Annotated in this window: 16 protein-coding genes; 13 read left to right on the plus strand and 3 right to left on the minus strand. The window is 73.5% G+C overall.

Annotated features, from left to right (window positions below; translation table 11 throughout):
• Window positions 1–492: 492 nt before the first annotated feature.
• From ACFTWP_RS30965 to ACFTWP_RS30980, 4 genes are all read left to right on the plus strand, one after another.
• A complete protein-coding gene (locus ACFTWP_RS30965; RefSeq protein WP_380268253.1) occupies window positions 493–2,322 on the plus strand; it encodes a cellulase family glycosylhydrolase in 1,830 nt (609 codons plus the stop codon).
• 105 nt (window positions 2,323–2,427) lie between these two features.
• Window positions 2,428–4,926 (plus strand): glycoside hydrolase family 9 protein, encoded by a 2,499-nt coding sequence (locus ACFTWP_RS30970; protein WP_380268254.1) that lies wholly within the window; start codon window positions 2,428–2,430, stop codon window positions 4,924–4,926.
• 194 nt (window positions 4,927–5,120) lie between these two features.
• Complete coding sequence (locus ACFTWP_RS30975; protein WP_380268269.1) at window positions 5,121–6,569, plus strand: endo-1,4-beta-xylanase; 1,449 nt, start codon at window positions 5,121–5,123, stop codon at window positions 6,567–6,569.
• 381 nt (window positions 6,570–6,950) lie between these two features.
• Window positions 6,951–9,032: a discoidin domain-containing protein gene (locus tag ACFTWP_RS30980; RefSeq protein ID WP_380268270.1), complete on the plus strand. Its 2,082-nt coding sequence runs from the start codon at window positions 6,951–6,953 to the stop codon at window positions 9,030–9,032.
• A 96-nt stretch (window positions 9,033–9,128) separates the two neighbouring features.
• Here the strand turns inward: ACFTWP_RS30980 and ACFTWP_RS30985 are convergent, their stop codons facing one another.
• From ACFTWP_RS30985 to ACFTWP_RS30995, 3 genes are all read right to left on the minus strand, one after another.
• Window positions 9,129–10,928: an exo-alpha-sialidase gene (locus ACFTWP_RS30985; RefSeq protein WP_380268255.1), complete on the minus strand. Its 1,800-nt coding sequence runs from the start codon at window positions 10,926–10,928 to the stop codon at window positions 9,129–9,131.
• A gap of 120 nt (window positions 10,929–11,048) precedes the next feature.
• Window positions 11,049–12,023, minus strand: a complete 975-nt coding sequence (locus ACFTWP_RS30990) for an acetylxylan esterase (protein ID WP_380268256.1) — start codon at window positions 12,021–12,023, stop codon at window positions 11,049–11,051.
• 243 nt (window positions 12,024–12,266) lie between these two features.
• A complete protein-coding gene (locus ACFTWP_RS30995) occupies window positions 12,267–12,995 on the minus strand; it encodes a FadR/GntR family transcriptional regulator (RefSeq protein ID WP_380268257.1) in 729 nt (242 codons plus the stop codon).
• A gap of 130 nt (window positions 12,996–13,125) precedes the next feature.
• On the opposite strand from ACFTWP_RS30995, the gene ACFTWP_RS31000 reads away from it, so the two are divergent.
• The 9 genes from ACFTWP_RS31000 (at window position 13,126) to ACFTWP_RS31040 (ending at window position 23,868) form a co-directional block, all read left to right on the plus strand.
• On the plus strand, window positions 13,126–14,739 hold the full coding sequence (locus ACFTWP_RS31000; RefSeq protein ID WP_380268258.1) for an ABC transporter substrate-binding protein: 1,614 nt from the start codon (window positions 13,126–13,128) through the stop codon (window positions 14,737–14,739).
• Between the two features lie 69 nt (window positions 14,740–14,808).
• On the plus strand, window positions 14,809–15,759 hold the full coding sequence (locus ACFTWP_RS31005) for an ABC transporter permease (RefSeq protein WP_380268259.1): 951 nt from the start codon (window positions 14,809–14,811) through the stop codon (window positions 15,757–15,759).
• Between the two features lies 1 nt (window position 15,760).
• Window positions 15,761–17,740 (plus strand): dipeptide/oligopeptide/nickel ABC transporter permease/ATP-binding protein, encoded by a 1,980-nt coding sequence (locus tag ACFTWP_RS31010; RefSeq protein ID WP_380268260.1) that lies wholly within the window; start codon window positions 15,761–15,763, stop codon window positions 17,738–17,740.
• A 92-nt stretch (window positions 17,741–17,832) separates the two neighbouring features.
• Window positions 17,833–18,801, plus strand: a complete 969-nt coding sequence (locus ACFTWP_RS31015; protein ID WP_380268271.1) for an oligopeptide/dipeptide ABC transporter ATP-binding protein — start codon at window positions 17,833–17,835, stop codon at window positions 18,799–18,801.
• Entirely contained in the window at window positions 18,798–19,721 is a 924-nt protein-coding gene (locus tag ACFTWP_RS31020; RefSeq protein ID WP_380268261.1) for a dihydrodipicolinate synthase family protein, read from the plus strand. Before ACFTWP_RS31015 ends, ACFTWP_RS31020 begins: the two co-directional genes overlap by 4 nt.
• Window positions 19,718–20,680 (plus strand): ROK family protein, encoded by a 963-nt coding sequence (locus tag ACFTWP_RS31025; protein ID WP_380268262.1) that lies wholly within the window; start codon window positions 19,718–19,720, stop codon window positions 20,678–20,680. Before ACFTWP_RS31020 ends, ACFTWP_RS31025 begins: the two co-directional genes overlap by 4 nt.
• Window positions 20,677–21,369: an N-acetylmannosamine-6-phosphate 2-epimerase gene (locus ACFTWP_RS31030; RefSeq protein ID WP_380268263.1), complete on the plus strand. Its 693-nt coding sequence runs from the start codon at window positions 20,677–20,679 to the stop codon at window positions 21,367–21,369. The genes ACFTWP_RS31025 and ACFTWP_RS31030 overlap by 4 nt, the downstream gene beginning before the upstream one ends.
• Before the next feature lie 385 nt (window positions 21,370–21,754).
• Window positions 21,755–22,810, plus strand: coding sequence for a phosphatidylinositol-specific phospholipase C domain-containing protein (locus ACFTWP_RS31035; protein WP_380268264.1), 1,056 nt, complete (start codon window positions 21,755–21,757; stop codon window positions 22,808–22,810).
• Between the two features lie 254 nt (window positions 22,811–23,064).
• The gene (locus ACFTWP_RS31040; RefSeq protein ID WP_380268265.1) at window positions 23,065–23,868 is read left to right on the plus strand and encodes a VOC family protein; all 804 of its coding nucleotides are present in this window, start codon (window positions 23,065–23,067) and stop codon (window positions 23,866–23,868) included.
• Window positions 23,869–23,937: the final 69 nt, after the last annotated feature.

A 23,937-nucleotide genomic window follows, 5' to 3' on the forward strand; every position in this document is an offset into this window, starting at 1 on the left:
GTCCCGTTCAGGGGGTGTGCGTCGGCAGTGTGCGCCGTCGTGGGGGCGGGCGGTCGGGATTGAATGCGAGGGCGGGTTCGGGGGCCGCCCCCCGGCCCCGCCCCGCCGACGGACCCCCGCCCCCCCGCCCCCGGGGGGCGGGCCAGCTGGGGGCGGGCCGGGCCGGCCCCCCCCCCCCGCCCGCACCGTTCCCGGCTCACAGATCGTCAACCGGCGGGCCGTGCGGCCGGGTTGCCGGTGGCGGGTCCGGGGCTCCTCACCGCGCCTTGCGTTCAAGCAGTGAATACTGAGCACGCTATTGACGCCCAGACTCTCCATGGATTCACTGGACCCCGCCACTCGGCATGCCCGCCTTCGCCATCGGGCACCATCCCCCACCTCCGGCAGGAAGAACCGACGCCCACTTCGGGCGTCGCACATGGGAGCGCTCCCACACTGATCACCGCGATCCCGACACCTTCCCTCCCGGACAGCCCAGAGAGGACAAGCGACGTGCCCCACCCCGTACGCCGCCTGCGCGAGGCCCTGGTGGCCATCGCCCTCGCGTCATCCGCGCTCATCGCCACCGGTCCGGCCGCGCAGGCCGCCGCCCCCCAGTCGCCGACCGTCGCAGCGGCCGCCACCACGGCGGATGCCACGGCCGCCGCCTCCGGCTACTGGCACACCAGCGGCCGTCAGCTGCTCGACGAGAGCAACCGCCCGGTCCGGATCGCCGGCATCAACTGGTTCGGTTTCGAGACCGCCAACTACGTCCCGCACGGGCTCTGGTCCCGGGACTACAAGAGCATGATCGACCAGATGAAGTCGCTCGGTTACAACACCATCCGGCTCCCGTACAGCGACGACATCTTCAAGGGCACCTCCCCGACCAGCCTCAACACCTCGGGTGGCATGAACGCGGACCTTCAGGGTCTGAACTCACTGCAGGTGATGGACAAGATCGTCGACTACGCGGGGACGACCGGCCTCAAGGTCATCCTCGACCGCCACCGGCCCGACTCCGCCGGGCAGTCCGCGCTCTGGTACACCGCCGCCGTCCCCGAGACCACCTGGATCAACGACCTCACCGCACTCGCCACCCGCTACACCGGCAAGCCCGCCATGATCGGCATCGACCTGCACAACGAGCCGCACGACCCGGCCTGTTGGGGCTGCGGTGACACCGCGACCGACTGGCGGCTCGCCGCCGAGCGCGCCGGCAACGCGGTGCTGGCCGCCAACCCCAAGCTGCTGATCTTCGTCGAGGGCAACCAGAGCTTCAACGGCAGCTCCTACTGGTGGGGCGGCAACCTCCAGGGCGCCGCCCAGTACCCCGTGCGGCTGAACGTGGCCAACCGGCTGGTCTACTCCGTGCACGACTACGCGACCAGCGTGGCCCAGCAGAGCTGGTTCAGCGACCCCTCCTTCCCGGCCAACATGCCCGGCGTGTGGGACAAGAACTGGGGCTACCTGTTCAACCAGAACATCGCGCCCGTCTGGGTCGGCGAGTTCGGCACCACCCTCCAGGCGACGGTCGACCAGAAGTGGCTGAAGGCCCTGGTGCAGTACCTGCGCCCGACCGCGCAGTACGGCGCCGACAGCATCAGCTGGACCTTCTGGTCCTGGAACCCCAACTCCGGTGACACCGGCGGGATCCTGAACGACGACTGGACCACCGTCAACACCGCCAAGGACGCCTACCTGGCCGACGTCAAGGCACCCGGCTTCGGCGCCTCCGGCGGCGGCAGTGGCGGCGACACCCAGGCGCCCACCGCCCCGACCGGCCTGATCGCGACCGGCGCCACTGCCGGCACCGTCTCGCTCGGCTGGACCGGCTCGACCGACAACGTCGCCGTCACCGGCTACGACGTCTACCGCGGCGCCACCCTGGTGGGCAGCGCGACCGGCACCTCGTACACCGACACCGGCCTCACCGCCGCCACCACCTACTCCTACACCGTGCGGGCCAAGGACGCCGCCGGCAACCTCTCCGCGGCCTCGGCCGCGGTCAGCGCCACCACCACCGGCGGCGGCACCGGCGGCAGCGCCGGCTGCACGGCCGGCTGGCACATCGACAACCAGTGGAGCACCGGCTTCACCGCCACCGTGACGGTGACCGCCACCGCCGCCACCAAGTCCTGGCAGGTGAGCTGGACCTGGCCGTCCGGCCAGCAGGTGACCGGCTCCTGGAACGCCACCGTCCAGCAGTCGGGCAGCGCGGTCACCGCCACCAGCCTGGCCTACAACGGCGCGCTGGCGGTGGGGGGTTCGACCTCCTTCGGCCTGCAGGGCTCGCTGACGGGCGGCAACACCGCACCGACCCCGGCCTGCACCGCCTCCTGACCGGCACCCGCCACCGGGGGCGGGGCACCACACCGCCCCGCCCCCGTACCGCGCTCCACCCACCCGCACGCCCCCTCGTGCGGCCGACGAAAGGCTCCCCCACCCGTGCCTCCCGTCACCACCCACGCCCGTGCCCGCCGCCGGCGCCCCGCCGCGGCCCTGCTCGCCGCGGCCCTGCTGGCGGGTGCGGCGCTCGCCGCCCCACCCGCCCTCGCGGCCGTCGCCCCGGCCCCCGCGGCCGCCCAGGCCGCCGCCGACACCGGACCGGCCGTCCGGGTCAACCAGGTGGGCTACCTGCCCGACGGCCCGAAGCGCGCCACCGTGGTCAGCAGCGCCACCGCTCCGCTCGGCTGGCAGCTGCGCAGCTCCGCCGGCGCCACCGTCGCGTCCGGAACCACCACGGTGCACGGCGCCGACGCGGCCTCCGGCGACTCCACCCACCTCGTCGACTTCACCTCCTGGACCGGCACCGGCACCGGCTTCACCCTGGTCGTCGGCGGCCAGGCCAGTTACCCCTTCGACATCTCGGCGGCGCTCTACGACGGCCTGCGCGCCGACAGCATGCAGTTCTTCTACCAGCAGCGCAGCGGCATCGCGATCGACGCGGCACTGGCCGGATCCGCCTACGCGCGGCCCGCCGGCCACCTCGGGGTGGCCCCCAACAAGGGCGACACCAACGTGCCCTGCCAGGCGGGTGTCTGCGACTACGCCCTCGACGTCCGGGGCGGCTGGTACGACGCGGGCGACCAGGGCAAGTACGTGGTCAACGGCGGCATCGCCACCTGGCAGCTCGTCAACTCCTTCGAACGCGCCCACCGGGCCGGCCACGACGCCGCGGTCGGCGACTCCACGCTCAAGGTGCCCGAGCGCGGCAACGGCACCCCCGACGTCCTCGACGAGGCCCGTTGGGAGCTCGACTTCCTGATGCGGATGCAGGTGCCGGCCGGCAAGCCGCTGGCCGGCATGGCCTTCCACAAGGTCCACGACGCCCAGTGGACCGGCCTGCCCACCCGCCCCGAACTCGACGGCCAGCAGCGCGAACTGCACAAGCCGTCCACCGCCGCCACGCTCAACCTGGCCGCCTCGGCCGCCCAGTGCGCCCGTGTCTACGCGCCGTACGACTCCGCCTTCGCCGCCCGCTGCCTCGACGCCGCCCGCCGCGCCTGGACGGCCGCCAAGGCCAACCCGAACGTCCTCGCCCCCGGCACCGACAGCACCGGTGGCGGCGCGTACGACGACAACCAGGTCGCGGACGAGTTCTACTGGGCCGCCGCGGAGTTGTACGCCACCACCGGCGAGGCGCAGTACCGCGACGCCGTCACCTCCTCCGCCCTGCACGCCGGGCCCGTCGACGCCTTCTGGTGGGGCGGCACCGCCACCCTGGGCCGGATCACCCTGGCGACGGTGCCCGGCGTCGGCCTGCCCGCCGCCGACCTCGCGCGCATCCGCACCCAGCTGACCACCGCCGCCGACGGCTACCTCACCACCATGGCCGGCCAGGGCTACGCCGTGCCGATCGCCTCCGACGGCTACGTGTGGGGATCGAACAGCTCCGTCGCGAACAACGCGATGATCATCGCGGTGGCGTACGAGCTGACCGGCCAACAGCGCTACCGTACAGGTGCGTTGGAGTCGCTCGACTACCTGCTCGGCCGCAACGCGCTCAACCGGTCGTACGTCACGGGCTACGGCGAGCACGCGTCGGAGAACGAGCACCACCGCTTCTGGGCCCACCAGAACGACGCCTCGCTGCCGCACCCGCCCGCCGGCTCCTTCGCCGGTGGCCCCAACTCCGGCCTCCAGGACCCGATCGCGACGGCCCAGCTGGCCGGCTGCGCACCCGCCAAGTGCTACGTGGACGACATCGGCTCGTACTCCACCAACGAGGTCGCGATCAACTGGAACGCGCCGCTGGCCTGGCTCGCCGCCTTCGCCGCCGACCGCCAGGACCCGCCGGCCCAGCCCACTCCGCAGATCGTGGTCACCCCGGGCTCGGTGAGCGTCCCGGAGGGCGGCACCGCCACCGTCCGGGTCAAGCTGTCGGCGGCGCCGGCCCAGAACACCACCGTCGCCGTCGCCCGGGCCTCCGGCGACCAGGACCTCGCCGTCACGGCGGGCGCCTCGCCGGCCTTCACGGCCGCGAACTGGGCCACCGAGCAGACCGTGACGCTGGCGGCCGCGCAGGACGCCGACACGGCCAACGGCACGGCGGCCTTCACCCTGACCGGCCAGGGCGCCAACGGCGCCTCCCTGACCGCCACCGAGGTCGACGACGACACTCCGGCCGCCGCGGCCTGCTCGGTCACGTACCACGTCGACAGCGCGTGGGCGGGCGGCTTCACCGCCACCGTGACGCTCAAGAACACCGGGACGGCCGCCCTGCAGGGCTGGACGCTGGGCTGGGCGTTCCCGGGGGACCAGCGGATCAGCAACGCCTGGAACGCCACCGCCACGCAGAGCGGGTCGGCCGTGACCGCCAGGGACATCGGCTGGAACGGCGCCGTCGCACCCGGCGGCACCGCGAGCTTCGGCTTCCAGGCCGGCTTCTCCGGATCCAACACCGCCCCCTCGCAGTTCACCCTGAACGGCGCGGCCTGCGCCTGAGGCCGGGCCGCCCACCGACCGGCGGCCCCGGGTCCACCCACCCGGGGCCGCCCCCGCCCGGCCCCGCCGGGCTCGTGCGACCACCCGTACGGCCCCCCACCCCCTCACGTCGAGAGGACCCCATCGTGCCTCGCCCATCCACCCGAGCCGTCCCGCCCTCCCCCACCGGCCCGCTCGCCCGGGGCGCCGCGCGGCTGCGCCGGGCCGCGCTGGCCACCGCCGTGCTCGCCTGCACCGCCCTCGGCGCCACCCTGCTGCCCTCGGCCGCCCAGGCCGCCGACACCCCCCTGCGCGACCTCGCCGCCGCGAAGGGCGTGTACGTCGGCAACGCGGTCGCCGGCGGCAAGCTCAGCGGCAACGCGCAGTACAGCGGTGTCGCCGGCACCCAGTTCAACTCGCTGACCCCCGAGAACGCCATGAAGTGGGGCTCCGTGGAGCCCACCCGGGGCAGCTTCAACTGGGCCGAGGCGGACCAGATCGTGGCCTTCGCCCAGGCCCACAACCAGCAGGTCCGCGGCCACACCCTGGTCTGGCACAGCCAGAACCCGAGCTGGCTGACGAACGGCGGCTTCGGCGCGACCGAACTGCGCGGCATCCTGCAGCAGCACATCGCCACCGAGGTCGGGCGCTACCAGGGCAAGATCTACGCCTGGGACGTCCTCAACGAGCTGTTCAACGAGGACGGCACCTACCGCTCCTCGCCCTGGTACGGCACGCTGGGCGTCGGGTTCGTCGCGGACTCCCTCACGTGGGCCCACCAGGCCGACCCGGCGGCCAAGTTGTACATCAACGACTACAACGTCGAAGGTCTGGGCGCCAAGAGCGACGCGCTGTACAACCTGGTCCGCTCGCTCAAGGCCCAGGGCGCCCCGATCGACGGGGTCGGGTTCCAGGCGCACTTCATCCTCGGCCAGCTGCCGTCCACCCTGCAGGCCAACCTCCAGCGGTTCGCCGACCTGGGCGTGGACGTCGCGATCACCGAGCTCGACGTCCGGATGCAGACCCCCGCGACGGACGCCAAACTGGCCCAGCAGGGCAGCGACTACGCGACGGTGGTGAAGGCCTGCCTGGCCGTGACCCGCTGCCGCGGAATCACCGCCTGGGACGTCTCCGACGCGGACTCCTGGGTGCCGAGCGTCTTCTCCGGCTACGGCGCGGCGACCCTGTACGACGAGGGCTACCAGCCCAAGCCCGCGTACCGGGCGGTCGCCACCGCACTCGGCGGCACGGTGTCCCCGTCGCCGTCGACCTCGGCCAGCACCTCTCCCACGCCCACGACCAGCCCGAGCCCCACCGCGACGGCCACCGCCTCGCCGACGGCCGGCACCAGCTCCCCGCCGGCCGGCAACCGCTGCACCGCCGCGTACTCGGTGCCCAACCAGTGGAACACCGGCTTCAGCGGCAGCGTCACCGTCAGTTGCCCGGCGGGCGCCTCGCTCAGCAGCTGGCACCTCGACTGGGACTTCACGGCCGGCCAGCAGCTCACCCAGGCCTGGAGCGGCGTCTGCACGCAGAGCGGGAAGCACGTCAGCTGCGCCAACGCCACCTGGAACGGCGTCGTCGGGGCGGGCGGGTCCGTCACCCTGGGCTTCAACGGCACCTGGGCCGGCAGCAACCCGGCCCCGGTGGTGACCCTGAGCTGACCGGCCCGCGCGCGGGCCAGGGGGTGGCGGCACGGCGGTGCCGCCACCCCCTTCGGCATGTCCGGTCACGGGGCCCGCCGAAACGCGATCGTGTTTCAGAATTGACGTCAGAATGCCGCGAAAAGGCCCATATCGCTTCGTTCTGCGTGCACATGCCTTGACACTTCGGAAACGTCGCCGCAATCATCGGCTCATCCGGAGAGCGTTCTCCCTACCCTCCACAGCTCCACCGTACGAACTCTCCAGGGCTCCGCAGCGTCACCCCCACCCGTCGGAACCGCTCCCCCAGGAGGTTTCGTGCTCTCCCTTCCCTTCGACTTCCGAACACAGGACGGCTCGGCGCACCGCCGACGCTCCGTCACCCTGTTGCTGGTCGTCACCCTGATCGCCGGTCTCGCACTGGCCGTGACCGGCGGCCGCGCACAGGCCGCGGGCACCCTGCTGTCCCAGGGCAAACCGGTCACCGCGTCCTCCGTGGAGAACGCCGGAACCCCGGCCTCGGCCGCGGTGGACGGCAACACCGGTACCCGGTGGTCGAGTTCGGCCAGCGACCCGCAGTGGCTGCAGGTCGACCTCGGCTCGACCGCGACGATCAGCCAGGTCGTGCTGACCTGGGAGGCCGCCTACGCCAAGGCCTACCAGATCCAGACCTCGACCGACGGGGTCAACTGGACCACCGTGCACTCCACCGCCGCCGGCGCCGGCGGCACCGAGACGCTCAACGTCACCGGCAGCGGTCGCTACGTCCGGATGAACGGCACCCAGCGCGCCACCGGGTACGGCTACTCGCTCTGGGAGTTCCAGGTCTTCGGCAGCGCCACCGGCACCGGCGGCGGATGCAGCCCCGGCAACGCGGCGCTGAACCACGCCTCGTCCGCCTCCTCCACCGAGAACGCCGGCACCCCCGCGAGCTCCGCCTTCGACGGCAACGCCGGCACGCGCTGGTCGAGCGCGGCCGCCGACCCGCAGTGGGTGCAGGTCGACCTCGGCTCGGTCCAGTCCGTCTGCGGCGTCCAGCTCAGCTGGGAGGCCGCGTACGCCAAGGCCTACCAGATCCAGCTCTCCACGGACGGCGTGAACTGGACCACCGTCTACTCCACCACCACCGGCCCCGGCGCCACCGAGCTGATCACGCTCTCCGGCACCGGCCGCTACGTGCGGATGAACGGCACCCAGCGGGCCACCCAGTACGGCTACTCGCTCTGGGAGTTCCAGGTGTTCACCGGCACCCCGGCCGACAACGGCCCCGTGCTGCTGTCGTACGCCAAGCCCGCCACCGCCTCCACCTTCCAGGACGACGGCAACTGCTCCGGCTGCACGCCGGCCAAGGCCTTCGACGCCAACTCCGCCACCCGCTGGGCCACCAACGCCACCACCGGCTGGGTCGACCCCGCCTGGATCGCGGTCGACCTGGGGGCCAGCGCCACCATCAGCAAGGTCGTCCTCCAGTGGGACCCGGCCTTCGCCAAGGCCTACCAGATCCAGACCTCCGCCGACGGCGCGAACTGGACCACGATCTACTCCACCACCACCGGCGCCGGCTTCAAGGAGACCCTGAACGTCTCCGGCACCGGCCGCTACGTCCGGATGTACGGCACCGCCCGCGCCACGGCCTACGGCTACTCGCTCTGGGGCTTCGACGTGTACGGCACCGGCGGCAACCCCACCGCCCCGCCGGCCACCCCGCCGAACCCGGGCAACCCCCAGAAGCTGCTCTGGAGCGACGAGTTCAACGCTGCGGCGGGCACCGGCCCGGACACCGCGAAGTGGACCAGCGACGCCGGCGCGGGCGTCAACAACGAGCTGGAGTACTACACCACCGGCAACAAGAACACGTACCAGGACGGCACCGGCAACATGGTGATCGAGGCGCGCAAGGAGGTCACCCCCGGCTCGTCCTGCCCGCGTGACCCGCTGAGCGGCAGCACCACCTGCCAGTACACCTCCGGCCGGATCAACACCTCGGACCACCTCAACTTCACCTACGGCCACGTGGAGTCGCGGATCAAGGTGACCGGCACGCAGGGCCTCTGGCCGGCGTTCTGGATGCTGGGCTCCGACTTCAAGACCGGTACGCCGTGGCCGAACTGCGGTGAGATCGACATCATGGAGCACGTCGGCAAGGTGGCGGACAGCGTCTACTCCACGCTGCACGCCCCCGCCTACTTCGGCGCCGCCGGCTACGGCTCGCCGTACACGCTGGCGGGCACCGACTTCGCCTCGGCCTTCCACACCTACGCCGTGGACTGGGACTCCAGCCACATGACCTTCTCGGTGGACGGCAACGCCTTCTTCACCGTCAACCGCAGCACCCTGGAGCAGACCCGCGGCCCGTGGGTCTACGACCACCCGTTCTACATCATCCTCAACAACGCGGTGGGCGGGGACTGGCCCGGTTCGCCGGACGCCACCACCGTCTTCCCGCAGAAGATGCTGGTCGACTACGTGCGGGTGTACCAGTGATCCCGCGCTGACCCGCACCGCACCACCACCCGGACGGGCCGCCCCGACACCTTGCGCAGGTGTCGGGGCGGCCCGTCCGCACTGCGGCCCGGTGGCTCAGGCGCCCTCCACCCACCCGAGGGTGAAGGCGGTGTAGACGATCCCGCCGGTGCCGCCGATCTCGTAGAGGTCGCCGACCGTACCGTCGGCCAGCACGGCCATGCTGGAGTAGCCGGACGCGCCCGCCTTCAGCAGCACCTCGTGCGGCCAGCTCGCACCGTCGTCCCGGCTGACCCGCACCGTGAGGTCGGGCCGGGTGGAGTTGTCGGTGGAGGCCGAGTTGCTGTGCAGCGCGACGGCCGTGAGCAGCGGCCGGCCGGCCGCGTCCCGGTCGCCCGGCCGCAGGTAGGAGATCTCGTCGGCGTTGCACCCCGGGTCGACCAGGCCGGTGTTGACGGCCGGCCCGTACGGCCCGGTGACGTCGGTGGCAGTGGCGTACCAGCGGTTGCCCCCGCTGTTGGAGCGCAGGTTCTGCACCACCGAGCCGTTGCTCCGCTGGACGGTCTTGTGCTCGTTGAAGCCGGTGGCGGCGGCTGCGCCGGCGTGCCAGCTGACCCCGTGGTCGTCGGACCAGATGGTGGCGGAGTGGTCGCCCGCGGCGTCGTGGTAGACGATCGGCTGCACCAGCCGGCCGCTCGCCAGCTGGACGCCGTGACCGGAGGAGGCGAACAGGCCCGCCCAGGCGGGGTCCCGCACCTGCGGGTTGAGGTCCACCGGGGCGCTCCAGGTGGCGCCGTCGTCGGTGGAGGTGAGGTAGCGGATGTGGGTGTTGGTGGTCGCGCCCGCCGAGGTGTCCCCGGCGGTGGAGCCGTAGTAGCCGACGCCCGGCCTCGGCGCGTAGGTGAAGAAGCAGTAGACGGTGTTCGTGGTCCGGTCGACCAGGAGGCTGGAGTCGCCGTAGCCCTCGCGGGTGGTCGGCGGGTGCGCGATGACCGCCGGCGGGGAGAAGGTGCTGCCGCCGTCGGTGCTGCGCCGCATCACCACCTGGATGTTGTTGGACGCGCCGCCGAGGTCGGCGGTGCTGTCCACCCGGGCGTCGGCGGTGGCGATCACGGTGCCGGTGTTGGTGACGGCGAGGGCGGGGATCCGGACCGACTTGGCCGTCCCCGTGTAGGTCTCGTAGCTGACGCCGTCCGCGCCCAGCCGGTTGAGGCCGGAGATCGGCGTGGCGGTGGTGAGCAGCGTCCGGGAGTTCATGCCCGGGGTGCCGGGCGCGGTGCCGCAGGTCGCGGTGCCGCTCTCCGTCCGGGACCAGCCGCCGGCGGTGCTGGTCACCAGGGTGTAGGGGGCGCCCTCGGCGACCGTCCAGTAGAGGCTGTCGTCGCCGCTGCGGGCCGCGAGCGTCCTGGTCCAGGGGGAGGCCGCCCGGCCGGGCCAGGCGACGGTGAAGGTCTGCGCGGTGCTGCTGCGGTTGTCGAGGGTGACCCGCAGGCGGCGGGTGGCGGGGAGTTGGCCGCCGGCCTCGCTCGGGCACTCCAGCGCGACCGTGCTGCGCAGGGCGCCGGAGCAGTCCAGGGTGCCGGTGACGGTGGTGTCGTAGCCCTCGGGGGTGGTGGTCCGCAGGGTGTAGGCCGTGCCGTCGGGCTTGGTGAAGTAGAAGTGGCCGGTGGCGCCGGCGGCCACGGCGGTGGTCCAGGTGCCGGCGCCGGGCCAGGTGAGGGTGAAGGTGGTCGCGGTGGCCGTGTTGTTGACCACCGTCTCGTGGATCCGGCCGGCGGTGCAGTCCTGGGTGACCACCGCGGACTGACCCGAGGCGGTGGACATGGCGGTGGAGGTGGCGGCGTGGGCGGTGGCCGGGGTGAGGGCCAGCGCGAGGGCGAGGGCGCCGGTCACCGAACGGGCGCTGGGTCGTACCAAGACTCATTCACTCCCTTGTGACGGTGTGGGGGGTGCGACAGGGGGGTGCGACAGCGGGGTGTGACAGGGGTGTGCGGTACGGGTGCCGCGGGCGGCCTCCGTGGACGAGCCCGGCCGGACCTACGGCCGGCCGACGGTGCCGCGCAGCCAGGCGAGCTGTTGCAGCCGCTGGTGCTCGGCCCCGCCCTCGTGGTCGTTGAACTCGTAGACCCGCAGCTCCTTCGGCCCGCCGTAGCGGTGGTAGGCCGTGAAGCAGGTCGAGGGCGGGCAGATCCGGTCCATCAGGGCGATGGAGAACAGCGACGGCGCGGTGGCGCGGGCGGCCAGCAGCGCGGCGTCGACGTAGGAGAGGGTGTGGAAGACCTGTTCGGAGGCGTCCCGGTGCAGCCGGAGGTACTCGGCGATCTCGGTGTACGGCGGGAGCGCCGCGATCTCGGCGCCGCGCCGGATGTGGCAGAGGAAGGGGACGTCCGGCATCACCCCGGCGAGGCCGGACACCAGCCCGGCGGTGGCGAGGGCGAGCCCGCCGCCCTGGCTGACGCCGGTGACCACGATCCGGGCCGGGTCGATCCGGTCGTGCTCGCGGGCGGCGGCGACGAAGCGCACGGCGTCGGTGACGATCCGGGGGTAGTAGTGGGTGTCGGGGCTCTCGATGCCCCGGGTGAGGAAGCCGGGAACGGATCCGGCCTGCTGCCCGGCGGGGTCGGGGGTGTCGCCCTGGGCGCTGCTCCAGCCCTGGCCGCGCGAGTCCATCACCAGGTGGGCGTAGCCGGCCGCGGCCCAGAACAGGCTCTGGTGGGGCAGCCCGCGACCGCGGCCGTAGCCGAGGTACTCGACGACGCAGCCGAGCGGGCCGGTGCTGCCGGCCGGCAGGTTGAGCCAGCCGCGGACGGGCTGTCCGTCGAAGCCGGTGGCCGTGACGTCGAAGGTGTCGACCAGGGTGAGGCCGGTGTCGACCGGCTCGAAGCGGGTGGGGGCGGCGGCGGCCTCGGCCCGGGCGAGGGTGCGGTCCCAGAACTCGTCGAGGTCGTCGGGGGCGGGGAGCTCCGGGCGGTAGTCGAGGCACTCGGCCAGGGAAAGGTCGGTCAGGGGCACGGCGGAGCTCCGGGGGGCGGTGGGGGGCGTGACGTCGAGGGTTCCATCAGACGTCAGACGTCCGACATGTTGCCGACCCTAGGGAGGCCCGCCGACCGCGTCAAGAGGCCGAGCGGGACGGCCGCACCAGGGCGCCCGGGCCGCACCGATCCGCCTCCACCCGGGCGGGATCGGGCCCACGGACGCCCGTCGGCCGCCGGAGCTGGGCTCCGGCGGCCGACAGTGAGGGGGCGAAGGCGCTGGTCAGCCGTCCGCCGCGGTGCGTGCCCGGGCGGCCGCGATCCGCCGGCGCACCGGCGCGTAGTGCGCCCGTACGGCCAGGTCGAAGGCGCCCGCGTCGACGGCGCGCACCGCGCGGACCATGTTCCGGTGCGCCTCGATCGTGTCGATCTCGTCACGTGCCGTGATCACGTTGAGGTGCGGGGCAACGATTGCGTAAACATCCCAGCAGGCCGACGACAGCTGGCGGGCCAGCTCGTTGCCCACCGGCTCGACCAGCAGGGAGTGGAACAGCCGATCGCACTCGACGATGTCCTCACCGGCACCGATCCGCTCCCCCATCTCGTCCACCAGGGCGTCCAGGCGGTCCAGGTGGTCGGCGTCCAGGCCGGCGATGATCCGCTCGGCCATCCCGCGCTCGAACAGCTCGCGGACGTCCACGAGGTCGGAGAGCACCGCGAAGTCGCCGTCCGGGCTGAGCAGTCCACGGAAGGTAAGACCTTCCACCAGGGCGGAGAGGGTGAGCCGGCCGACATAGGTGCCGTGCCCGTGGCGCACCTCGACGATGTCCAGCGCATGGAGCGTCTTGACCGCCTCCCGCACGCTGGAGCGGCTCGCGCCCAGCGCCGCGCAGAGCTCGTTCTCCGTGGGGAGCAGGTCTCCCGGCCGCAACCTGTTCTCGAGGATGTAGTCCTTGATCTGCTCCGCGACGGTCTTCCGGCGCAGCGGCCGCACCCCACCGGAATCCGGCATATTCGGATTCGCCACCTCTTGACCCCTCTCCCTGGTCCGACTAGGTTCACACCCTATCAAGCACATCGGACATCAGACATCTGATGTCCGAATATCCGCCCCCACACCCTCCGCCCCCGAGGAGCGCCCCGTGTTGGATCGGCTTCATGACGAAGTGGGTCGCCGCAACTTCCTCCGCCTGGTCGGCGCGGTCTCCGCCGCAGCCGCCATCGCCGGGACGGTGTCCGCCTGCGGCGGCCCGTCGTCCACCTCCGGCGCGGACGGTGCCGCGGGCAGCCCGGGCGCCGCCGACGCCAACGGCACCATCGAGGCCGGCATCTCGTACAGCCTCTCCAGCGGCTTCGACCCGATGACCGCCTCCGGCGCCACGCCCGTCGCCGCCAACCTGCACGTGTTCGAGTCGCTGGTCGACCTCGACCCGGTGACCCGCGCGCCGTACCCGGCACTCGCGACCGAACTGCCGAAGAAGGTCGACGACACCACCTACCGGGCCACCCTGCGCCAGGGTGCCACCTTCCACGACGGCTCGCCGGTCACCGCCGACGACGTGGTGTTCAGCTTCACCCGGATCCTGGACCCGGCCAACAGCTCGCTGATGGTGCAGTTCCTGCCCTTCCTGGCAGGCGTCACCGCCGTCGACCCGAGCACCGTCGAGTTCAAGCTGAAGTACGCCTTCCCGCTGTTCCCGACCCGGATCTCGGTCGCCCGGATCGTGCCCCGGAAGATCGTCGAGGCCGACCCCAAGGGCTTCGACGCCAAGCCGGTCGGCTCGGGGCCCTACCAGCTGATCGAGGCGATCCGTCAGGACAAGATCACCTTCAAGCGCTGGGACGCCTACAACGGGCCGCGCCCGGCGAAGGCCGCGGCCATGAACTGGCGGCTCACCTCCGACTCGACGGCCCGGGTGAGCGCCCTGGTCTCCGGGCGGGTCGCCGCCATCGAGGACGTCCCGTACGTCGACGTCGCGGGCGTCAAGGGCAAGGCCACCGTCGACTCCGTGCAGTCCTTCGGGAACCTCTTCCTGATGTTCAACTGCTCGGCGAAGCCCTTCGACGACAAGCGGGTGCGGCAGGCGCTGCACTACGCGCTCGACATCGACAAGATCATCTCGACCGCGATGTTCGGCAACGGCACCCCCGCCTCCGGCTACCTCCAGCCCACCCACCCGGACTACCACAAGGCGTCCACCGTCTACTCCCACGACCCGGAGAAGGCCAAGGCGCTGCTCGCCGCCGCCGGGGTCGGCAGCGGCCTGTCGCTCACCCTGATGACCACCAACACCGGCTGGGTCGCCGACATCGCCCCCCTCGTCAAGGAGAGCTGGGACGCCGTCGGCGTGCGGACCACCCTCGACATCGGCGACTCCTCCGGCCAGTACAAGAAGATCGACGCCGGCGAGTTCCAGGTGATGGCCGCCCCCGGCGACCCCTCGGTGTTCGGCAACGACGTCGACCTGCTGATGCGCTGGTTCTACGTCGGCACCTGGCCCACCAAGCGGTTCCGCTGGGCCGGCTCCGCCCAGGACACCCAGCTGACCGGCCTGCTCGACCAGGCCGCGAAGTCCGGCGACAAGGACACCCAGGCCAAGCTCTGGCAGCAGGCCATGGACCTGGTCGCCGACGAGGTGCCGCTCTACCCGGTGCTGCACCGCAAGCTGCCGACCGCCTGGAACCCGAAGACCCTCACCGGCTTCAAGCCGCTGCCGACGACCGGCCTGTCCTTCCTGGACGTCAGCACCGCGTGACCGGGACGCGGCCGCCCCCGCCCCGGGGCGGCCGCCCTCCCCTCCCCCGCAAATCAAGGGACTTGAACGATGCTCGCTTTCCTCCGGCTCGCGCTGCGGCGCGTCGCGATCCTGCCGGCGATGGTCCTCGGCGTGACCCTGCTGGTCTTCGTCGTCCTGCAGTTCTCCCCCGCGGACCCGGCCTACAACGCCCTCGGTGAGGGCGCCACCGCCGAGGCCCGCGCCGCCTTCGCCGACGCCAACGGGCTCAACGACCCGCTGCCCGTCCGCTACTTCCGCTTCCTCGGCAACCTGCTGCACCTGGACCTCGGCAAGACGGTGCCGCCCAGCCAGCCGGTCGCCGACCGGATCGCCACGGCCTTCCCGCTCACCCTGCAACTCACCCTGCTCGGCCTGCTCATCGCGGTCGTCCTGGCGCTGCTGCTCGGCGTCACCGGCGCCCTCTACCGGGACCGCTGGCCCGACCAGCTGACCCGGGTGCTGTCCATCGCCGGCATCGCCGTGCCGTCCTTCTGGCTGGGCATCATGCTGATCCAGGAACTCGCGCTGCGCCGGGAGATCTTCCCGACCGGCGGCTACACCAACCCCGCCGACGACTTCGGCGGCTGGCTGAGCACCATGATCCTGCCCGCCGTCTCGCTCGCCGTGCCGGTCGCCGCCTCACTGGCCCGCCTGGTCCGCACCTCGATGGTCGCCGAACTGGACCGCGACTACGTGCGCACCGCCACCGGCAACGGCCTGCCGCGCGGCGTGGTCGTCCGCGGCGTGCTGCGCAACGCGATGGTCACCCCGCTGACCGTGCTCGGCCTGCGGGTCGGCTACCTGCTCAGCGGCGCCGTGGTGATCGAGACCATCTTCGACCTCCCGGGCATGGGCAAGCTGATCCTGGAGGGCACCACCGGCGGCGACGTCGCCCTCGTCCAGGGCACCGTGCTCACCATCGCCGTCGTCTTCCTGGTCGTCAACGTGATCGCCGACCTGCTCGTACTGCTCGTCAACCCGCGCGTCAGGACGGTCTGAGATGCGTATCCGATTCCTCCGCAGCCTGGCCCGCCCCGGCATCAGGTTCCGCCGGCTGCCGTTCTCCTCCCGGCTCGCCGCCGGCGTGCTCCTGTTCGTCGCGCTCGGCGCCGTCCTCGGGCCGCTGTTCACGCAGGACCCGCTGGCCACCGGCATCCCCGTGCAGGCCCCCGGCGGGGAGCACTGGTTCGGCACCGACCGCGCCGGGCGGGACGTCCTCGCCCGGGTGGTCGGCGGCGCCCGCTACTCGCTGGTGATCGGCCTCGGCGCCACCGCCGTGGCGCTGCTGGCCGGCGCCGTGCTCGGCTCCCTCGCCGCGACCAGCCGCAAGTGGGGCGACGAGTCCGTGATGCGGGTCCTGGACGTCGTGATGGCGTTCCCGCCGATCGCGCTGGCCGCCGTGCTGGTGACGGTGTTCGGCAAGAGCGTGCCGATCCTGGTGCTCACCATCGCCTTCGTCTACGTGCCCATGCTCACCCGGGTGGTGCGCGCCAACGTCCAGTCCCAGTACGGGGAGGACTACGTCGCGGCCGAGAAGGTGATCGGCGCCCGCCGGCACCACATCGTGCTCCGGCACGTGGCCGTCAACTGCGCCGCCCCCGTCATGGTGTTCGCCACCGTACTGGTCGCGGAGGCGATCATCTTCGAGGCGAGCCTGTCGTTCATCGGCGCCGGCGTGCAGGACCCGAACCCCAGCTGGGGCAACATCCTCTCCTACGGGCAGAAGATCCTGCTGGCCGGCGGCTGGTGGGCCACGCTCTTCCCCGGCCTGGCGATCCTGGTCACCGTCCTGGCCCTGAACATCCTGGCCGAGGGCCTCACCGACGCCTCGGCGGCTCCCGCCACCCTCCCGACGCCGGGCACCCTCCCGGCACCGACACCGGCGCCCGCGCCGGCCGCGGACCGGCCGGCCGGCGAGGCGGCGGACGCCGCCGCCGTCACCGCGCTGCGCCGGCTCGCCGAGCGGGTCGACTCCCGACCCGCCCGGATCCGCCCGGTGCCCGCGGACGCTTCCGTGCTGCTCTCGGTGCGCGACCTCTCGATCCGGTTCCCCGACCGGTACGGCTCGACGGCCGTGGTCGACGGGATCTCCTTCACCGTCCGGGCGGGCGAGACCCTCGGCCTGGTCGGCGAGTCGGGATGCGGCAAGAGCATCACCAGTCTCGCGGTCATGGGCCTGCTGGCCCGGGGCGCCGAGGCCACGGGGCGGATCGAGTACCGCGGCCGGGACCTGCTGACGATGCCCGCCAAGGAGCGCCACGCGCTGCTCGGCCCGGAGATCGCCATGGTCTACCAGGACGCCCTGTCCTCGCTGAACCCGTCCATGCTGGTCGGCAGGCAGCTGCGCCAGCTCACCTCGCGGGGCGGCACCCGGACCCCGGCCGAACTGCTGGAGCTGGTCGGCCTCTCCCCCGAGCGCACCCTGCGCAGCTACCCGCACGAGCTCTCCGGCGGCCAGCGCCAGCGCGTGCTGATCGCGATGGCCCTCTCCCGGGACCCGAGGCTGCTGATCGCCGACGAGCCGACCACGGCCCTGGACGTCACCGTGCAGGCCCAGATCGTCGAGCTGCTGGTGCGACTGCGCGACGAGCTCGGCTTCGCCATGGTGCTGGTCTCGCACGACCTGGCACTGGTCGGCGACCTCGCCCACCGGGTCGCCGTGATGTACGCCGGCCAGCTGGCCGAGCTGGGCTCCACCCGCGCGGTGCTCACCGACCCGACCCACCACTACACCCGGGGCCTGCTGGGTTCGGTCGTCTCGCTGGAGGCGGGCGCCGAACGGCTGCACCAGATCCCCGGAGTCGTCCCGCCGCCGCAACGCTTCGGCGCCGGCTGCCGGTTCGCCTCCCGCTGCGCCGCCGCCACCGAGCTGTGCCGCAGCACCCCGCCCCCGGCCACGGCGGGCGGTGCCGGCGCCGATGACCACCGCTTCGCCTGCCACCACCCCGCTGCGGCGGTCCTCGAAGGGAGTGCCCGATGAGTGCGCCCGCCCCCGCCCCGAACCCGACCGTCGAAACCACGGCCACCGCGACCGCGACCGGCACCGGCACCGCGACCGCCGCGGAGCAGCCGATGCTCCGCCTGGACGGGGTGCACGTCCGCCACCGGGCCCGCAGCGGCGGCCTGCTGCGCCGCGACCGGGTGCACGCGCTGACCGACACCTCGCTGGAGGTCCGCAAGGGCGAGATCATCGGCCTGGTCGGCGAGTCCGGCTGCGGCAAGTCCACCCTGGCCCGGGTGCTGACCGGCCTGCAGCGGCCCACCGAGGGCACCGTCGCCTTCCGCGGCGAGGACCTCTGGAGCATGCCCGGTGCCCGCCGGCGCGCCGAGTTCGGCAGCTCCGTCGGCGTGGTGTTCCAGGACCCGTCCACCGCGCTCAACCCCCGGCTGCCGGTCGGCCGCATCCTGCGCGACCCGCTGGACGTCCACCGGCGCGGCACCGAGCGGCAGCGCGAGGAGCGGGTCGAGGAGTTGCTCGACCTGGTCGGCCTGCCCGCCCACACCGTGCGCTCGCTGCCCGGCGGGCTCTCCGGCGGCCAGCGCCAGCGGGTCGCGATCGCCCGTGCGCTGGCGCTGGAGCCCGAGCTGATCGTCGCCGACGAGCCGACCAGCGCGCTGGACGTCTCCGTCCGCGCCCAGGTGCTCAACCTGCTGGTCGACCTGCGGGCCCGGCTCGGCCTCGGGATGGTCTTCATCTCGCACGACATCCAGACCGTCCGCTACCTGGCGGACCGCCTCGCCGTGCTCTACCTCGGCCGGATCGTCGAACAGGGCCCGGCCGCCGAGGTCGCCGGGACGCCCGCCCACCCGTACACCAAGGCGCTGCTCTCGGCGACGCCCAGCCTGCTGAGCGACACCGAGCGGATCGTGCTGACCGGCCCCGTGCCGTCCGCGACCAACCCGCCGCCCGGCTGCCCGTTCGCCACCCGCTGCTGGAAGGCGGACGACGCCTGCGCCGTGGCCTTCCCCGCGCCGGCCGGCCCCGACGGGCACCGCTTTCACTGCGTCCACCCCGAACCCCTCGCAAGGAGCACCTCATGACCGCCCGCCAGGCGACCTACACCGGCGTCATCCCCCCGGTCGTCACCCCGCTGACCGCCGACGGCGAGATCGACCGGGCATCGCTGGAGCGACTGGTCGGCTTCCTCCTGGAGGGCGGTGTGAGCGGCCTGTTCGCACTCGGCAGCTCCAGCGAGACCGCCTACCTCACCGAGGACCGGCGCAGCCGGGTACTGGAGATCATCGTCGGCGCGAACGCCGGCCAGGTCCCGGTGATCGCCGGTGCGATCGAGACCACCACCAGCCGGGTGATCGAGCGCGGCGAGATCTCCCGCAAGCTCGGTGCGGACGCCGTCGTCGCCACCGCCCCCTTCTACACCCGCACCCACCCCACCGAGATCGACCGGCACTTCCGGCTGATCGCCGAGGCCGTGGAGCTGCCGCTGTTCGCCTACGACGTGCCGGTCTGCGTGCACAGCAAGCTCGACACCGAGCTCGTCCTGAAGCTCGCCGCCGACGGTGTGCTGACCGGGATCAAGGACTCCAGCGGGGACGACGTGGGGTTCCGCCGGCTCGCCCTGGGGGCGGCCTCGCTGCCCGGCTTCTCGGTGCTGACCGGCCACGAGGTGGTCGTGGACGCAATGCTGCTGGGCGACGCGGACGGCGCCGTCCCCGGGCTCGCGAACGTCGACCCGCTCGGCTACACCCGGCTGGTGGCGGCTGCCGGCGCCGGGGACTGGGCGACCGCCAAGGCCGAGCAGGACCGGCTGGCGCGGCTCTTCGAGATGGTCTTCGTCGCTCAGGGGACTTCGGGCACGGCCGCCGGGCTCGGCGCCTTCAAGACCGCGCTGATGCTGCGCGGCGTGATCGCCACCAACGTGATGAGCGAGCCCATGCGACGGCTCGACCGGGCCGAGACCGCCGCGATCGGGCGGCTGCTCGACGCGGCGGGCCTGCGATGAGGGCGACCGCTGCCGGCGACGGGCCCGCCGGACCGCCGCGGGGCGGTGCGGCCGGGCCGACGGTGGCCGGACTCGACATCGGCGGCACCAAGATCTCCGCCGGGCTGGTCGGCGCGGACGGCTGGCTCGGACGGGTCGTCACCGTGCCCACCCCGGCCGCCCAGGGGCCGGCCGCCGTGATCGAGGCCGCCGCGGCCGCCGTCCGCGCCCTGGACGGCCGGCCGGTGGCGGTCGGCGTCGGCAGCGCCGGGGTGATCGACCCGGCCGGCGGCTACGTCCTGTCCGCCACCGACGCCCTGCCCGGCTGGGCCGGCACCGACCTGCGCGGCGCCCTGCGCGGCCTCCTCGGGGTGCCGGTCGCCGTGGACAACGACGTGCACGCGCACGCCCTCGGCGAGTCCTGGACGGGCGCGGCGGCCGGCCGCCGCTCGGTGCTGCTGGTCGCGGTGGGCACCGGCGTCGGCGGCTCGCTGGTGCTCGACGGCCGGATCCACCACGGGGCGCACGCCGCGGCCGGGCACGTCGGACACGTCCCGTCGGCCGCCGCCGCGGGCCTCGACTGCACCTGCGGCGGCACGGGCCATCTGGAGGTGGTCGCCTCCGGCCCGGCGCTGCTCGCGGAGTACCTGCGCCGGGGCGGCGTGCCCGGCACCCGCCGGCTGGACGAGGTCGCCACCGCCGCGGAGGCCGGCGACGAGCCGGCCCGGGCCGTCCTGGCGGCGGGTGCCACCGCGCTCGGCCGGGCCGTCGGCGGGCTGGCCAACGTGCTGGACCCGGACGTCGTGCTGATCGGGGGCGGGGTCAGCCGCTGCGGCGAGAGCTGGTGGGGGCCCCTTCGGGCCGCCGTCGAGGCCGAACTGCTGCCGCCGCTGCGCGGCCTGGCGGTACGGCCCGGCGCCCTCGGCCAGTCGGCCGCCGTGGTCGGCGCGGCCCGGCTCGGCTGGGCGGTGGCCGCGTGAGCGCCGCCCTGCTGGAGCGCCTGCGCGGCCGACTGATCGTCTCCTGCCAGGCCTACCCCGGGGAGCCGCTGCGCGATCCGGACGCGATGCGCCGGATGGCACTGGCCGTGATCGAGGGCGGCGCCGCGGGCATCCGCGCCCAGGGCCTGGACGACCTGTCAGCGATCCGCGCGGTCACCGGGGTACCGCTGATCGGGCTCTGGAAGGACGGCGCCGAAGGGGTCTACATCACGCCCACCGCCGACCACGCCGTCGCGGTCGCCGGGGCCGGCGCGGACGTCGTGGCCCTGGACGCCACCGACCGGCCGCGGCCGGACGGCCGCCCGTTGGCGGAGTCGATCGACGCGGTGCACGCGGCCGGTCGACTGGTGATGGCCGACGTGGCGACGGCGGCGGAGGGGGTACGGGCGGCCGAACTCGGCGCCGACCTGGTCGGCACCACGCTGGCCGGGTACACCGGGGCCGCGCCCCGGACCGAGGGCCCCGACCTGGACCTCGTCCATCGGCTGGCCGGGCTGCTCGACGTCCCGGTGATCGCCGAGGGCCGGATCCACACGCCCGCCCAGGCCCGGGCGGCGCTGGCGGCGGGGGCGTTCGCGGTGGTCGTCGGCACCGCGATCACCCACCCCACCACGCTGACCCGGTGGTTCGGCGAGGCCGTCGGGTCCGCGCAGGGCGCAGCGGGCTGACCCGGCGGGTCCGGTGAGGACGCCTGCGGGCTGACCCGGCGCCGGCACCGACACCGCTGCGCTTGCCGCTGCCCCGCCTGACGGGACGGCACCCCCCACCGCCCCACCCCGTCCGCACGGCGTCGACCCGGCCCGGCACTCCCGCCGGCCGGGTCGACGCGTTGCGGACGGCGCCCGCCGCGGACCTCCGCCGCGAACCCGCTCCGGGAGCGACCGCCGTGAACTCCGCCCGCGCCGGACGCGGTTCGCCCGCGGGGAGCACGCTCTCCCGACTCGCCCGAAATTTTTCGACAGGGTGTCAGGAGAATTTCTTGTCATGTCACCTCGAATCCGCTCGGATGGACCAGGCTTGCGCAGCCGTCCCGGCATCTGACGAGGAGACACCGTGTCCGTACGCCGCATCATCGCCGCCGCCACCCTGGTCCTGGCCGCCACCGCGGCCACCTTCGCCGCCCCCGCCGAGGCGGGTGCCGCCGGACCGGCGGACCTGCCGTTCGGCTCCGCGACCACCGTCGGCCTCCACAACACCTACGACCCGGCCGCCTTCCCCTTCCTCGCGCAGGCCCTGGACACCGGCACCGGGATGATCGAGCTGGACGCCTGGACGGACACCGTCACCAAGGAGTGGAAGGTCAGCCACTCCAACCCGCTCGGCAACGCCAACAACTGCGTCAGCGCCAGCACCCCGGCGCAGCTCTACACCGGCGGCGCCAACAAGAACCTCGAAACCTGCCTGGACGACATCCGGGTCTGGCTCGGCGCCCACCCGACGGCGGGCCCGCTGGTGGTCAAGCTCGAACTGAAGGGCGGCTTCGCGGGCAACCGCGGCATGGGCCCGGCGCAGCTCGACGCCCTGATCGCGGCCCACCTCGGCAGTGCCGTCTTCCGGCCGGCCGACCTGCTGGCGAAGCCCGGCGGCGGTGCGTACGCGACCCTGGACGACGCCGCCCGCGCGGGCAACTGGCCGAGCCGGGCCGCGCTCGCCGGGCGCGTCCTGCTGGACGTCATCCCGGGCACGGTGGAGGAGCAGAACCCCTTCGACACCCTGCACACCGACGTCGAGTACTCCCGCTACCTGCGCGACCTCGCGTCGGCCGGGCAGATAGCGCGCGCCCAGGTGTTCCCGGTGGTGCACGGCGCCGCCTCCGGCGACCCGCGCGGGCAGTACTCCGAGACCTCGATCCGTCCGTGGTTCGTCGTCTTCGACGGTGACGCGGCGGCCTACGTCGCGGGGATCGACACCGCGTGGTACGACGCCCGCCACTACCTGCTGGTGATGACCGACGCGCAGAACGTCGCGCCGGCCATCAGCGCCACCGACCCGACCGCCGAGCAGGCCCGTACGCGGGCCACCCAGCTGGCCACCGCGCACGCCAGCATCGTGTCCAGCGACTGGCGGCACCTGCCGGAGGTCCAGTCGCTGGTGCTCCCGCGCGGCTGACCCGAGCGGGGGCCGGGCTGCGGCCCCCGCGGCCCGTTCCCCGGCGGCGCCTCCCGCCCCGCCGGGGAGCGCTCCCTCCAGGAGGCCGTCCCACCCCCTTCACCGAACGTCCCGACGACTCGCCGGCCCGCCGGCGCCGGTCCGCCGCCCCGATCCGACCCGCCCCGCCCGTCCCCCGGCTGCCCCGGGTGACGGGCGGGCGCCGCCGTCCGATGCAACCCTGACTGGGCAAGGGACACCCGAAGGGAATCATCATGATCACCACTGACTTCGTTCCCGGCTCCCCGTGCTGGCTCGACCTGGGCGCCGCGGACGTCACGGCGACGGCCGGGTTCTACAGCGCGGTCTTCGGCTGGGAATTCCAGTCCTACGGCGAGGAGGCGGACGGATACGGCGTCTTCAGACTGGACGGCAAGACCGTCGCCGCGATCGGGAAGCTCACCGAGGAGGGCGCCCGCTCGGCCTGGATGGTCTACTTCCAGACGCCCGACGCCGAGGCCACGGCCCAGACCGTGACGAAGGCCGGGGGTACGGTGCGCGCGGCCCCGTTCGACATCCCGGACGGGGGCCGGCTGGCCCAGCTGACCGACCCGCAGGGCGGGCAGTTCGCCGTCTGGCAGCCCGGCACCGGGGGCGCCCTGGAGACGGTGGACGCGGCCGGCAGCCTCAGCTGGATCGAGCTGTACACCACCGACTCCAAGGCCGCCCGGGCCTTCTACGGCTCCGTGTTCGGCTGGACCTACCAGGACCAGCCGATGCCCGGCGGCAACGAGGGCACCTACACGCTGATCACCCCGGGCGGGCTGCCCCCCGAGCGGATGCACGGCGGCCTGATGGAGCTCCCGCCGCAGTTCCTCCAGGCGACCGGCGGCAAGGCCTACTGGCACCCGGTCTTCGCCACCGCGGACTGCGACGCCTCGGTGGCCAAGGTCACCGGCAACGGCGGCAGCGTCCAGATGGGCCCCGAGGACGCCGAGGGCGTCGGCCGGCTCGCCGTCTGCCTGGACCCGAACGGCGCCGACTTCGTCCTGCTCGCCCCGGCTCCCGCGCCGGCCTGACGGTCCACGCGCCGGCCCCCGGGAACGGCCGACCGGGGCGTACCGCACCCACGGTGTGCGGTACCCCCC

Source organism: Kitasatospora sp. NPDC057015 (assembly GCF_042673745.1).
Taxonomy (GTDB): domain Bacteria; phylum Actinomycetota; class Actinomycetes; order Streptomycetales; family Streptomycetaceae; genus Kitasatospora.